Annotated in this window: 11 protein-coding genes; 10 read left to right on the top strand and 1 reads right to left on the bottom strand. The window is 70.0% G+C overall.

Translation table 11 applies throughout. The annotated features are described in order from the left end of the window. Positions 1-2: 2 nt before the first annotated feature. A complete protein-coding gene (locus KBI5_RS12740; RefSeq protein WP_085015344.1) occupies positions 3-899 on the top strand; it encodes a potassium-transporting ATPase subunit C in 897 nt (298 codons plus the stop codon). A 208-nt stretch (positions 900-1,107) separates the two neighbouring features. Beyond that, the gene (locus tag KBI5_RS12735) at positions 1,108-1,806 is read left to right on the top strand and encodes a response regulator (RefSeq protein ID WP_011437668.1); all 699 of its coding nucleotides are present in this window, start codon (positions 1,108-1,110) and stop codon (positions 1,804-1,806) included. Positions 1,807-1,892: 86 nt separating this feature from the next. On the opposite strand, the gene KBI5_RS12730 is transcribed toward KBI5_RS12735, so the two are convergent. Continuing rightward, positions 1,893-4,457: an ATP-binding protein gene (locus KBI5_RS12730; RefSeq protein WP_085015343.1), complete on the bottom strand. Its 2,565-nt coding sequence runs from the start codon at positions 4,455-4,457 to the stop codon at positions 1,893-1,895. 563 nt (positions 4,458-5,020) lie between these two features. Here KBI5_RS12730 and KBI5_RS12725 point away from each other — a divergent pair. The 8 genes from KBI5_RS12725 to KBI5_RS12690 form a co-directional block, all read left to right on the top strand. Then, the gene (locus tag KBI5_RS12725; protein WP_085015342.1) at positions 5,021-6,643 is read left to right on the top strand and encodes an AMP-binding protein; all 1,623 of its coding nucleotides are present in this window, start codon (positions 5,021-5,023) and stop codon (positions 6,641-6,643) included. Then, entirely contained in the window at positions 6,640-6,879 is a 240-nt protein-coding gene (locus tag KBI5_RS12720; protein ID WP_011437665.1) for an acyl carrier protein, read from the top strand. The genes KBI5_RS12725 and KBI5_RS12720 overlap by 4 nt, the downstream gene beginning before the upstream one ends. Next, positions 6,876-7,817 (top strand): transglutaminase domain-containing protein, encoded by a 942-nt coding sequence (locus KBI5_RS12715; protein ID WP_085015341.1) that lies wholly within the window; start codon positions 6,876-6,878, stop codon positions 7,815-7,817. The genes KBI5_RS12720 and KBI5_RS12715 overlap by 4 nt, the downstream gene beginning before the upstream one ends. 31 nt (positions 7,818-7,848) lie before the next feature. Next, positions 7,849-8,967 (top strand): ferritin-like domain-containing protein, encoded by a 1,119-nt coding sequence (locus KBI5_RS12710; protein ID WP_085015352.1) that lies wholly within the window; start codon positions 7,849-7,851, stop codon positions 8,965-8,967. Further along, positions 8,964-9,653, top strand: coding sequence for an SGNH/GDSL hydrolase family protein (locus KBI5_RS12705; RefSeq protein ID WP_085015340.1), 690 nt, complete (start codon positions 8,964-8,966; stop codon positions 9,651-9,653). Before KBI5_RS12710 ends, KBI5_RS12705 begins: the two co-directional genes overlap by 4 nt. Then, entirely contained in the window at positions 9,650-11,842 is a 2,193-nt protein-coding gene (locus tag KBI5_RS12700) for an iron-containing redox enzyme family protein (RefSeq protein ID WP_085015339.1), read from the top strand. The genes KBI5_RS12705 and KBI5_RS12700 overlap by 4 nt, the downstream gene beginning before the upstream one ends. Next, entirely contained in the window at positions 11,839-12,987 is a 1,149-nt protein-coding gene (locus tag KBI5_RS12695; RefSeq protein ID WP_011437660.1) for an acyl-CoA dehydrogenase family protein, read from the top strand. Before KBI5_RS12700 ends, KBI5_RS12695 begins: the two co-directional genes overlap by 4 nt. Before the next feature lie 36 nt (positions 12,988-13,023). Next, a partial coding sequence (locus KBI5_RS12690) for a SidA/IucD/PvdA family monooxygenase (RefSeq protein ID WP_157902500.1) occupies positions 13,024-13,217 on the top strand: 194 nt, incomplete at its 3' end.

The raw sequence follows: 13,217 nt of genomic DNA, 5'->3' as shown, positions 1-13,217 counted from the left end.
CCATGCCTGCGACCCGACTTCCCTCCTTCGTGCGGCAGCACCTCGCCGCCTTCCGCGCACTGCTCGTGCTGACCGTGCTGACCGGCATCGCCTATCCGCTGGTCATCACGGCCATCGCGCAGCTTCCCGGGCTGAAGGATAAGGCGAACGGCTCGTTCGTCACGAACGCCAGCGGCCAGATCGTCGGCTCAGCCGAGATCGGCCAACTGTTCACCGACGACAAGGGCAACCCGATTCCCAAATACTTCCAGTCCCGCCCCTCGGCGGCCGGCGACGGGTACGACCCGACGTCGACGTCCGCGTCCAACCTCGGCCCGGAAAACATCGTCGACAGTTTCGACGACCCGGCCACCAAGGACGAGGACGAAAGCAGCCAGAGCCTGCTCACCCAGGTCTGCGCCCGCAGCAAGGCCATCGGTGACCTGGAAGGGGTCGACGGCCGGCGTCCCTTCTGCACCGCGAACGGCGTCGGCGCGGTCCTGTCGGTGTTCCGGACCGGCGGCACCACCGGACCGGTCACCCGGGTCGTCAGCATCAACGAGGAGTGCCCGGCCGCGCCCTTCGTCGCCACGTACCAAGGCGTCAAGGTCGAGTGCGCCAGGTTCGGCGAGGACTACTCGGCCGGCGTCACTGCGCCGGTCAAGGGGCCGGGTAAGGGCACGGACAACCCGGTCCCGGCGGACGCGGTCACCGCTTCCGGCAGCGGCCTCGACCCCGACATCTCCCCGGCCTACGCCTACCTGCAGGTGAACCGGGTCGCGAAGGAACGCGGTCTCGACCCGGCCACGGTCCACGCGCTGGTCCACGACCACGAAGACGGTCGGGCGCTGGGCTTCATGGGCGAACCCACGGTCAACGTCCTCACCCTGAACCTGGCCCTCGACAGGACGACCAGGTAGCTGGACTGGCCCGGGTGACGCTGGCCCGGGGGCGGTGCGCAGGACCCGTCCCGCGCACCGCCCACTGCGGCCGGGGCACTTTCCCAGACAAACTCCCGGGTCGAAGCTATGGACGGAACGCTCAGCCCCGAGGACACCCCGGCGGAGGCCTCACGATGGTTCGCACCCTGCCCGCCGTACCGCTCGGTTCACTGCCGGGAGACGACGCGTGACCAGCGTACTCGTGGTGGACGACGACCCACGGCTGCTCCGCGCGCTACACATCACCCTGCGCGCCCGCGGCTACCAGGTCACCGTCGCCGCGGACGGAAGCCGCGCGCTCGCCGCCGCCGCCGAACACGAACCCGATATCATCCTGCTCGACCTCGGGCTTCCCGACCTCGACGGCGTTGACGTCATCCACGCCCTGCGCGGCTGGACCGCCGCCCCGGTCATCGTGCTCTCCGGACGCGCCGGCAGCAGCGATAAGATCGCAGCGTTGGACGCCGGTGCCGACGACTACGTCACCAAGCCCTTCCGGGTCGACGAACTGCTCGCCCGGCTGCGCGCCGTCGTCCGGCGCACCCCGCCGCCCACCGAACCGCTCACCGTCGCCCTGGGCGACTATCTGATCGACCTCGACGCACGGCGCGTCACCCGCAAACCCGACAGCGCCCGCCCGGACGGCCCCGCCGAGGTCCGGCTCACCCCCACGGAATGGCACCTGCTCGACGTCCTGGTCCGCCACCCCGAAAAGCTACTGACCTACCGGGATCTGCTGCCCCGGGCCGGCGGGCCCGCACCCAAGGAGCAGAGCCACTACCTGCGCCAGTACATCGGCCGGCTGCGCCACAAACTTGAACTCAACCCGGCACAGCCCCGCCACCTCATCACCGAGCCAGGCATGGGCTACCGGTTCCAACCATGACCTTGTTATCCAGTCATGACCTTGTTGTCCAGTTATGACCTTGTTGTCAAACTATGACCTCGTTGTCTGTTGACCGTCCCGCGATCTCAGGCCGCACCGTCCGCCGGCTGGGTAGAATCGCCGACCGTCGCGACCGGCAGCGCTACCACCATGGTCAGGCCCCCGCCGGGGGTGTCCTCCGGTGTCAGGGTGCCGCCCATCGCCTCCGTCAGGCCTCGGGAGAGCGCGAGGCCCAGCCCGATGCCGCTGGCGTTGTCGGTGTCGCCCAGCCGCTGGAACGGCGTGAACGCCTGGTCACGGTCCTCCGCGGGCAGTCCAGGCCCGCGGTCGATGACCCGCAGCTGGATCCGGTCGTGCAACGCACTGGCGGTGATCAGCGGGGGCTGGCCCGGGGGTGAGTAGCGGGCCGCGTTGGACAGCAGGTTGGCGATCACCCGTTCCAGCAGCGCCGGGTCGGCGTAGGCCAGCGGAAGGTCGTCCGGGACCGTCACAGCCACGTCGCGAGCTGCCGGGCCCAGGTCGCGCAGCACGCCGGGAATCACGTCGTCGAGCCCGACCGGGGCGGGGAACACGCTCAGGCGTCCAGCCTGCAACCGGCTCATGTCGAGCAGGTTCTCCACCAGCCGGGCCAGGTGGTCCAACGCTTCCTCAGCGGTGGCGAGCAGTTCCGCCTGCTCCTCGGCGCTCCACTCGACCTCGTTGCCGCGCAGGTTCGCGACTGCCGCCGAGGCCGTGGCGAGCGGGCTGCGCAGGTCGTGGCTGACGGCAGTGAGCAGGGCGCGGCGGGTGCGGTCCGCTTCGGCGAGTGGCCCGGCTTCCGCTGCCACCTGGGCCAGCCGTCGCTGTTCGAGGGCGACCGCGGCCTGCGCGGCGAAGGCGGTGAGTACCCGGCGGTCCGCCGCGGGCAGCGGCCGGCCCCGCAGGACCAACGTCAGGTTCTCGCTGACCGGTACCTCCGTGTCGGCCTCGTCCGGCCGCAGGCATGGGTCGGGCCCGGCGCTGTCGACCACCCGCCAGCCGTGGCGGTCTGCCTTGCGGGCGCCGTTCTGACCGCCCTCGGCCGCGCGTTCGAGCAGGGCGACCGAGGTCAGCCCGAACGTCTCCCGCACCTGCGTGAGCAGCGCCGGCAGTGCCTGCTCGCCGCGCAGCACGCTCCCGGCCAGGGTCGAGAGCATCTCCGCCTCCGCGGTGGCGCGTACCGCCTGGCTGGTCCGCCGGGCGGCCAGGTCGACCACGCTGCTCACCATCACCGCAACCGCCAGGAACGCCAGGAGCGCGAGAACGTTGTTACTCTCAGCGACGATGAAGCGGTGTACTGGTTGGATGAAGTAGTAGTTCAGCAGCAGCAAGCCGCCGACCGCGGCCAGCAGTGCCGGCAGCAGGCCGCCCACCAGCGCCACAGCGACCACCACGATCAGGAACCCCAGCACGTTGCTGGTCAGGTTGAGACCGGTCCGCTGGTGCGTCAACGCAAGGGTCAGCAGCGGCAGCAGCACGACCGCGGCCAGGACACCGGCAAGCCGCCGCCGGAGGGTCAGCCCACGGGCCCGGCGGGGCAGCAGCCGCCCCTTGCCCACCTCCTCATGGGTGACCAGGTGCACGTCGATCGGCCCGGACAGTTTCGTTGTCGTGACGCCGATACCAGGGTCGATCATGTGGGCCAGCCGGCCGCGCCGGCTCGCGCCTAGCACGAGCTGGGTCGCGTTCTCCGCTCGGGCGAATTCAAGCAGCGCGATGGGAATGTCGTCCCCGACCACCTGGTGGTAGCTGCCGCCCAGGCTCTCCACCAACACCCGCTGCCGGGCCAGGTGCGCGGGCGACGCACCGGCCAGGCCATCGGATCGGGTGACGTGGACCGCGAGCAGGTCCGCACCCTTGGCGCGATCCGCGATCCGCGCCGCCCGGCGGATCAGCGTGTCGCCCTCAGGGCCGCCGGTCAGTGCGACAACCACCCGCTCCCGCGTCTCCCAGATGCCGGAGATCTGGTGCTCGGTGCGGTAGTGATCGAGCTGTTCGTCCACCTTGTCGGCCAGCCACAGCAGCGCCAACTCCCGCAGCGCGGTCAGATTGCCGACTCGGAAGTAGTTGCCCAGCGCGGCGTCGATCTTGTCTGGGCCGTAGATGTTGCCGTGGACCATCCGCCGCCGCAGCGCCTCCGGTGTCATATCGACCAGTTCGACCTGTTCGGCGGCGCGTACCACTGCGTCCGGCACGGTCTCCCGCTGCGGGACTCCGGTGATCCTTTCCACGACGTCGTTGAGTGACTCCAGATGTTGGATGTTCAATGTCGACAGCACGTCKATGCCCGCGTTCAACAGCTCGTGGACGTCCTGCCAGCGCTTGGCGTTCCGGCACCCCGGGACGGTCGTGTGCGCCAGCTCGTCGACGAGCACCACCGCTGGCGCGCGGGCCAGGATCGCATCCACGTCCATCTCGGTAAAGGTGGCACCGCGGTAGGAGACCGTGCGGCGGGGCATGATTTCCAATCCGTCCAGCAACGCGGCGGTCCGCGGTCGCCCATGGGTCTCCACCAGCCCGACCACGACGTCCGTTCCGCGTGCCTTGCGCCGCTGAGCCTCACAGAGCATGTCGTAGGTCTTGCCCACCCCGGGCGCCGCGCCGAGGTAGATCCGCAGTCTGCCGCTCGCCATACGTCCCAGTTTCCGCGTACGAGCCGCCGCTCACGAGCCTGCGGGGCGATACGTGACCAGYTGATCGAGGCAGTCGGAGCGGGCTGCGCGATCCACACCGGCGGCAACCTCACGCTACGTGGGCCAGCCGACGCCCTCGTTCTCCGCGCGCTGGTCACGGCCACCGCCGCTGCCTGAAGATCACGTACGGCATAATGGACACCAAGGCCATCAGGCCGAGCGCGAACGGGTACCCGAACTCCCAGGGCCGCGCAGAGATCGCGCTACGTTGTGATCGGTGACGGCTTGTAGCCGTGCTGTGAGGTGGCTCGCGGCGCCCTGGGTGACGCGGCGCGAGCGAAGCGCCGCTTTCCCCACGCGTACCCGACACGGGTCGCGCGCACCAGCTCCGCACACCCAGATACCGGTTCAAGGAACACGGCAAAGATCGTCGAAATCGAACGATTGATTGAAGATTAGTAACCTTCTTGCGCTCTGACGTAACTTGTGTTTCGCTTCCATTGATTCCGTCAATCTCCCGATTTGGGGCGTTATTTCGTTTATTCGGGCAAGGGGGAGACCTGGTGAGCGCGCTCTGGGATGCGGTAGGCACCAACGCCCGCCCGAAGACGGCACTGCACCTGCCGTTCGAGGGACGATCCGTACCCGTCACGCAACTGCTGGCCGACGCCGAGCGGACGGCAACAGTGATCGCCGGCCGGCGTCGCGTCGGCATCCTGATGGCCAACGGCGAACCCTGGCTGCGCGGGCTGCTCGCGTGCTTCCGGATCGGGGCTGCCGCGGTGCCCATCGCCCTCCCCGTGGCGTTCGGGAGCAGCGAGGGCTACCAGAAGCACCTGCGCCGCGTCATCGAGGATGCCGAGCTGGAGACCCTGCTGGTGGACGGCCAGAGCGCGCACCTGCTCAGCCGGCTCGGAACGTTGCCGAACGTCCGGCTGGACGACATCACGGAGGTACCCKAGATCACGGAGGTACCCGAGCCGGCCGGGCCGGTCGGTGAGAACCCGGCCGACGAGTTCGCGGTGATCCAGTACACCTCCGGTAGCACCTCGGCGCCCAAGGGTGTCGCGCTGACCGCCGGCACCATCCTGGCCGGCCTGGCGGCCATAGCCGACGGCCTGGGCCTGACCGAGACCGACGAGATCGGCATCTGGCTACCGCTGTTCCACGACATGGGCCTGTTCGGCATGCTCGCGCACCTGGCCAGGGGCTGCTCAGTCAACCTCTGGCGCACCACCGACTTCCTCCGGGACACCCGCGGGTGGCTGGCTGGCGCGGCGGCGTCCGGCGCCAGCGTGCTGCCCATGCCCAACTTCGCCTATCAGCGCATGGTCGACGCGGTCGAAGCCGGCGGCGCTCCCGACGGACTCGATCTGTCCGGGTGGCGGGCCGCCTGCAACGGCGCCGAGCCCGTGCGGTGGTCGACGCTGGAGGCATTCAACCGGGTGTTCGGCCCGTACGGGTTCCGGCCCGAGGCGATGCTTCCGTGCTACGGCATGGCCGAAGCCACGCTCGTCGTCAGCTGGGCGAAGCCGAAGGACCTGCCGTGGCACCTCACCGTCGACCGGTTCGCCCTCGCGCCGGGCGACGAGGTCGCCCGCGTCGCCCCGGAGGCCGACAACGCCCGTGAGGTCGTCGCCTGCGGTTCGGCGGCGCCGGGCATCGCCTTCCGGATCGACGCCCCGGGTGCCGGTCAGGTCGGCGAGGTCCAGATCCGTGGCGCGGCCGTGATGGGCGGCTACCTCGGGCTGCCCGCCGACCAACAGCCCTTCACCTCCGACGGCTGGTTGCGCACAGGCGACCTCGGGTTCGAGGCCGAGGGCGAGCTGTTCCTGGTCGGCCGCCTCAAGGACATGGCAATCATCCGCGGTCAGAACTACTACGCCGAAGACGTTGAGYAGATCGCGTGCCGCGTCCAGGGTTTCGACGTCCGGGCCTGCGCCGCCCTCCAGGCCAGGGACGGCGGCTTCGAGCACCTCGCGGTCCTCGTCGAGACGCCGCTCGAGGGTGCGGAGGCCGCCGCTCTGACGAGTGCCGTCGAGGCGGCCATCTCCGCTGAGCTCGGCCCCGGGGTGGCGTTCGTGCACCCCGTGCCCGTCCGCTCCATCCCGCACACCAGCTCCGGCAAGGTTCGCCGCCAAGCCGCCAGGGACCTCTACCAGAAGACCGTGAAGGACGCCTCATGAGTATGCAGACCGTCGAGGACGCGGTGGCCACCGCCCTGGCCAACCGGCTGCAGATGGACAAGGCCGACATCGACCTGGATCTCCCCATGCACCTGCTACCGAAGATCGAGTCGGTGGTGATCCTCAGCGTGGTGGTGGATCTCGAGGACGCACTGAGTGTGGCGATTCCCGACGACGTCCCGTTCGCGGCAGTTACCGCGCGTGACCTTGCCGAGCTCATCAAGGAACTCATGTGAGACTCCGCTTCGAGCCGACCCCGCCGGACCTGGCCGTCTTCGACACCACCCTCGCCGACGCARCCACCGTGCTGTGCACCGACGAAGCCGGGGTCGTCGCGCTCGGCCTGCGGCAGGTCGACGGCCTGCTCGACTACACCGACGTCGCCAACGCGGCGCTGCACTCCGGCACCRGCACCACGGTGCCCGAACTGGCCAGGCGGCTGCTCATGCGGTTCGTGGCGGCCGAGCCGGACAGCTGGTTCGTGCCCCTGGACTGGACGGTTGCKGTACACCGGGCACCCACCGGTGAGACCTTCCAGGTGGCGATCCCGGATCTGGACGCCGAGGGCGTCGAGCTCCTGGACGACCCGGCTGCCGATCTGCCGCGGCCGGTCGTCGCCGAGGGTTATCAGGTCGATCCGTACCAGGTGCGCGTCCGGCTCACCGGCGAGCGTTTCGACATCGCCGACCGCCGGATCCGCGCGGCGTTCGACGACGTCCTCGGTGCCTTCGACAGCGGCGCGGTGCGCTATCAGGCGATCGCCGAGCCGCTGCGCACCGACCACCGACGGTCCTGGGATCTGGGTGTCGCCGACTGCGTCGTGGCGGGGAGGGTCCTCGCCGACCGGCTGCGGGCCGAAGGATTCCAGGCGCGGGCCCGCCGCGGCTTCCTGCTGGGCCTCGTCGGCAACGATCACGGCTGGTGCGAGGTCCACCTCGACGGTCAGTGGCGCGCCCTGGACCCGGCGTTCGCCTACCTCGCGGCCGAGCATGGCCGGGACGGCGGGGCGGAGTTCCGGGCGGCCTGCCGTGGCAGCCGGTTCAACCGCCTGCTGCCGTGCGCCGTGGCCGAGTCGGCCGCGCTGTTCCTGCGGCCGGACGGCACGCCGCCTGCGGCGTGGGCCTTCGGGGCCGTGTCCTCACGTCTTCGGCGCGCTGTCGTCAGTCGAGCCTGAAGAGATCTGAAGAGACCTGAAGAGAGTGGTCATGAAGTCAGGCACGATGGCGAAGCTGGCTGGTGGCTGGGCCGTTCCGCTCGGCGGGGACGCGCTGTTCACCTGGGACTACGACGCCGGCACCGAGCAGATGCTGAACCTGTACTCCCGCGGCAAGCAGCGCCAGTGGGACGCCGAGACGCAGCTGGACTGGAGCCACGACGTCGACCCGGACAACCCGCTCGGCCTGCCCGACGAGTTCATCTGGATCGCCGGGACGCGGGTGTGGGAGCGCCTGCCGGAGGCGGAGCGGACCACCGTCCGCCAGCACATAGCCGGGTGGCTCTATTCCCAGTTTCTACACGGTGAGCAGGGCGGCCTGGTGTGCTCGGCGAAGGTCGTCCAGGCCGTGYCGGACATCGCCTCGAAGTTCTACGCCGCCACGCAGGTGATGGACGAGGCCAGGCACGTCGAGGCGTACCAGCGCATGCTGCAGGCAAAGATCAAAGTGCACTACCCGATCTCCACCGGTCTGCGCGGCCTGCTTGAGGCGATCATCGGTGACAGCCGATGGGACATCACCTACCTCGGCATGCAGGTGATGATCGAGGGCCTGGCGCTGGCGGCGTTCAGCATCCAGCGCGACCGGATGCGCGATCCGCTGGCGCAGGCGCTCAACGCCTACGTGCTGCAGGACGAGGCGCGTCATGTCGCGTTCGGACGGTTGGCACTGCGCGACTACTACAGTCAGCTCAGCACCGCCGAACTGCGTGAGCGGGAGGATTTCGCGGTCGAGGCGTGCTGGGTGCTCAAGGACCGGTTCGTCGGCGAGGAGATGTGGCGCAAACTCGACTACGGCGCCGAAGAATGCATCGCGCTGGCCAACCGCTCGCCCGCCCAGCGCGAATTCCGGCGCCGGGTGTTCACCCGGATTGTCCCAACGCTGAAGGACATCAACCTGTTCGGCCCCAGGATGCAGGAGAGCCTGCGTGAGCTGGGCGTCCTCGGGTTCAGCCGGGTCGACGGGGCCGAGATAAGCGCCGAGGACGAGCGGATCGCCGACGAAATCGCCAGGCTGGAGTTTGCCACTCGGCAGCGGGAAGTGTCCGCGGTCATAGCCGTCGGCGCCGGGTCCGACGACGGCGACGACGACTGCGAGGACGAGGGATGACCGAACTGACCGAGGACACCGACCCGTACGTCATCTCCACCGAAGCCGGTGTGGAGCTGCTGGCGGGCGCGCCGTGGAAGCGGATCGCGGTGATCGGTGACAGCATCTCGACCGGAATACGCGAAGCTGTGCCCGGCTACCAGGATCTGTCCTGGGTGGACCGGATCAGTGCCGTGCTGCACCGCATTCACCCTGACCTCGACGAGATTCGGCTGGCCAAACGCGATCTGACGCTGACCGAAATCCGCCAGACGCAGTTGCAGCCGGCCCTGGATTTCAGGCCCGACCTGGTGTTCCTCTCCGGCGGCGGCAACGACTTCATCAGGCCGGGCTTCGATCCGGTCACCGTGCGCGCCGAGCTGACCGAGATCGTTTCCAGGGTCAGGGTGACCGGTGCCGACATCCTCACCATCGGGATGCTCGATATCAGCCAGGCGGGCATCGTCTCCGAGAAGTACGGGGAGATGTTCAGCAAGGCGACCAGGATCGTCACCCGGATCACGCGGGAGGTGTCCCAGGAGTACGGCGCGATCTTCGTCTCGTTCACCGACCATCCGCTCTGCGCCGACGCGGGCATCTACTGCAGCGACAGGCTGCACCTCAACTGCCGCGGTCAGGCGTTCGAGGCCACCGGGAAGATGCACGGACTCGCCGCTCACCTGGCCGCGAGGAGCAAAGCCGCATGACCGACCTGACGACCTCGCTGCCGCTGGGACCGTTCGAGTGCGGCCCGGCCGCGGCCGCCGAGGCAGCCGCGGCCGTGGCCGGGCCGCCGGCCGCCCTGTACCGCCAGCTGCTGGTCGAGCAGGAGTCCGAGGCGACGCTGGTGGCCGCCCGCCGGGTGCTCGCCGCGTTCCTGCCGGACAGTGCTTCCCTGGCCAGGGAAGCCGGTCTGGCCAGGGAGGCCGGTCCGGACCGGGAGCACGTGCTCGCCGAGCTGGCCGGCTCCCGCGTGGCGATTGCGGGGGTCGCCGCTCGGCTTCGCACCGCTTCGGCCGAGACTGTGGCCGCGGTGCTGCGGCAGCGTGCCCCGCTCGCGCTGATCGAAGGCTGCTGGCTGGACACCGTGTCGCAGCCAGCTACCCAACCCGCCGTGATTGTCAACCGGCTGGGCGTCGAGCAGCTGGAGTTGCTGGGTCGTGGCGTGGCCGAGCGCACCCTGGCCCATCAGCGCCGCCGGCTGCTGGCGGAGCACGGCGTGGTGCTCCCTGACCTGGCAGCCACCGACTTCCTGACCGCGGCGCAGGCCCGGCCGCTCACCGTGGTGACGGCCGCCTTCTACCTGTCGCTGTCCCGGCTGCCGGCCAGTTTCCTGCCCGAGGTGGTCGGCGTGCACTGCGCCTTCCGGGCACTGGGCACCGACGCCGCACTATCCGGTGTGGACGGCCCACCCGGTGTGGACGGCCCTGGGTACGATCCGGCGCCGCTGCTGGCGGAGTATCTGGCGCTTACCGAGCAGTCGCCTACCGGCCCGGCCGACCGGGCGCGGCTGCTCGCGGCGATCCAGCTCGTCGTGCGTCTGGAGAGCGCGCACGTGGCGATGCTCGACGATCTCGCGAGCTGGCACCAGGGCCTGTCACTCGACGCCAGAGTGGCGCTGATCGTCGCCAGGCACGCACCGTACGCGGGCCGCCAGCACCACAAGGTGCAGATCTCCGGTACCCCGCTGCGCGACCTGTTCGCCGACCCGGCGTTCGACGCCGCGGCGTTCATCCGTCAGTTCCGCTCCTCCAGCCAGCTGAAGCCGCTGCGGGCCGGCGGTTGCCGCTTCACCAGGGCGATCACGTTCGGTGGGCCGATGTTCGGGATCTTCGACGAGGCCGAAGCGCGCACGATCGGGCGGTGGGCGGCCGCTGTTGCCGCGGGTGAGGAACCCGGCGCCGACCTGGCTGCCTGCACCGCCGGCGACGAGGGTGCCGCTGCCTGGCAGCATGCGCTCGTGGCTGCCGACCCCGGCGACGTCCTCGCGGCCGAGCCGCCGGCTCTCGACGAGCGTCAGTTCCTGTACCGCCTGGTCAACGTCGAGCGGTTCCCCAGCGTGCTGGCTGCCGCCCGCAGCCGCGTCGAGCGGGTGCTCGCCCAGGCCGAGGGGATGTTCGAGCTGGGAGCCGCCGGACGCTACACCGACGCCAGCTGGTTCGACTACAGCCCCGAGGCGCTGTGGGAGCGGGTGGACACCCTCTACTGGACGAAGCTCGTCGAGCCCTTCCGGCCGCTKACCGACATCCCGTCCAGGAAGAACGTGATCAACAACCAGAAGCGGTTCGCGCTGGRCAACCTCGTCGACGGCGCCTGCATGCACCGGATCGGCAACACCGGCCGCTTCCACCGCCCCAGCGACGGGCCGCTGTTCGCCATCTACGCCGACGAGATGGGCCGCGGCGACATCGCCAAGAACCACATCACGCTGATCCAGCAGGCCCTGGCCAGCATGGACATCCACCTGCCGCACCCGCGCTCGGAGGAGTTCCTCACCCAGGCCGAGCTGCCCGACCTGACCTACCCGTACGCCACCTACCAGCTCAGCCTGGCGCTGTTCCCGGACTCCCGCTACGAGGAGATCCTCGGCTACAGCCTGGGGGTAGAGATGTTCGGCCTCGGCGAGCTGCGGCTGCATGAGATGGAGAAGATGCGCCACCACCGTTTCGACATCGCCTACGAGGCGGCGCATCTGTCCATCGACAACGTCTCGGCCGGCCACGCCCGCCAGGCGACCGACCTGATCGTCGGCTACCTCGACCACGTCGGCCGCACTGCCGGCCCGGTTGCCGTCGAGCGAGCCTGGCAGCGGGTGTGGCGCGGCTACGCCTCGTTCGCGTTCTTCGTCGAGCCGCAGTTGGCCAGGCGCCTGATGGCAGGGCGGGCCGCCGCATGAGCCTGGACCCGGAGCTGGTGGCGCTGCCGTTCTACGAGCAGTCACACCGCGAGCTGGCCGAGGCGCTCGGCAGGTTCTGGGACACCCGCGCCGATCTGGCGGCGGCAGCCCGGACCGGCGCGCCGGCGAAGTACGGCGCCCGCGTGCTGCGCGAGCTGGGGGCCGCGGGGTTGCTGGAGCCCGCCGACCTGCGCAGCCTGTGTCTGACGAGGGAAGCCCTGGCCTACACCGAGGACCTGGCCGACTTCGCGTTCTCGATCCAGGTCCTGGCCGCCTGGCCGATCCAGCGCCACGGCACCGACGAGCAGAAGCGGCGCTGGCTGCCCGGCATGGCCTGCGGCGAGCTGGCAGGTGCGTTCGCGCTGTCGGAGGAGCAGGCCGGCTCGGACGTCGCCGCGCTCGCCCTGCGCGCCGTGCCGGACGGCGCGCAGTACGTCCTGGACGGGAACAAGATGTGGATCGCCGGCGCCGCGGGCGCCGACGTCTTCTGCGTGGTGGCCCGCACCGGTGACGGCCCGGCCGCGCTGGGCCTGACCGCGCTGCTCGTCCCGGCCGGCACCCCGGGCCTGCGGATCGAGCCGATCGACATGGTGGCCGAACGCGACATCGCCCGACTGGAGTTCGACGGCTGCCGGGTCCCGGCCGACGCCGTCCTGGGCCCCCGCGGCGGCGGGTTTGTCGTGGCCATGGAGCTGCTCGAACGGTTCCGCCTCACCGTCGGCGCCGCGGCGCTTGGCTTCGCCCGCCGGGCCGCCGACGCCGCTTTGGCCAGGGCCAGAGAACGGGCCGCGTACGGCAGGCGGCTGTTCGACCTGCCGACGGTGAAGGCCAGCTTCGCCGATGTCGAGGTACGGCTGAACGCCGCCGCCCTCCTGGTGGCCAGGGCCGCCTGGGAGGCCGACCGGGGCGCCCCGCTGGCCAGGCACTCCAGCATCGCGAAGCTGTACGCCACCGAGGCCGCCCAGCAGGTCGTGGACGCGGCCGTGCAGGTCTACGGCGCGGCCGGGCTGGTGCACGACAGCCTGCCGGAGCGGCTGTACCGGCAGATCCGGTCGCTGCGGATCTACGAGGGCGCCTCCGAGGTGCTGCGCCTCGCCATCGCTGACGCCCTGGGCCCGCGCGGCCGGTTTCACGAGCGAATGTAAGTTCGTCTGTCCGAACGCTGAAAGCGAGCTCTTCTCATGGGGAGTAAGTCTCCGCGGTACCGCTGTGTCGGAATCGGGGCCGGACCGGCCAACCTGAGCCTGGCAGCCCTGTTGCACGGTGACCCAGGGATGCCGAACCTGGTCATCGACAGGAAGGCCGAATTCACCTGGCACGACGATCAGCTCATCCCTGGAGCGACCCTCCAAGTGTCCTTGTTCAAGGACCTTGT

This window comes from Frankia sp. KB5, from assembly GCF_002099325.1.
Taxonomy (GTDB): Bacteria; Actinomycetota; Actinomycetes; order Frankiales; family Frankiaceae; genus Frankia; species Frankia casuarinae.
Note: the sequence above shows the minus strand (reverse complement) of the source record. Positions and strands in the feature narration are given on the sequence as shown.

Excerpts from the sequence above, each read along its gene's own strand:
- KBI5_RS12740 (WP_085015344.1), top strand. The coding sequence starts at position 3 with ATGCCTGCGACCCGACTTCCCTCCTTCGTGCGGCAGCACCTCGCCGCC.
- KBI5_RS12720 (WP_011437665.1), top strand. The coding sequence starts at position 6,640 with ATGAGTATGCAGACCGTCGAGGACGCGGTGGCCACCGCCCTGGCCAAC.
- KBI5_RS12705 (WP_085015340.1), top strand. The coding sequence starts at position 8,964 with ATGACCGAACTGACCGAGGACACCGACCCGTACGTCATCTCCACCGAA.
- KBI5_RS12695 (WP_011437660.1), top strand. The coding sequence starts at position 11,839 with ATGAGCCTGGACCCGGAGCTGGTGGCGCTGCCGTTCTACGAGCAGTCA.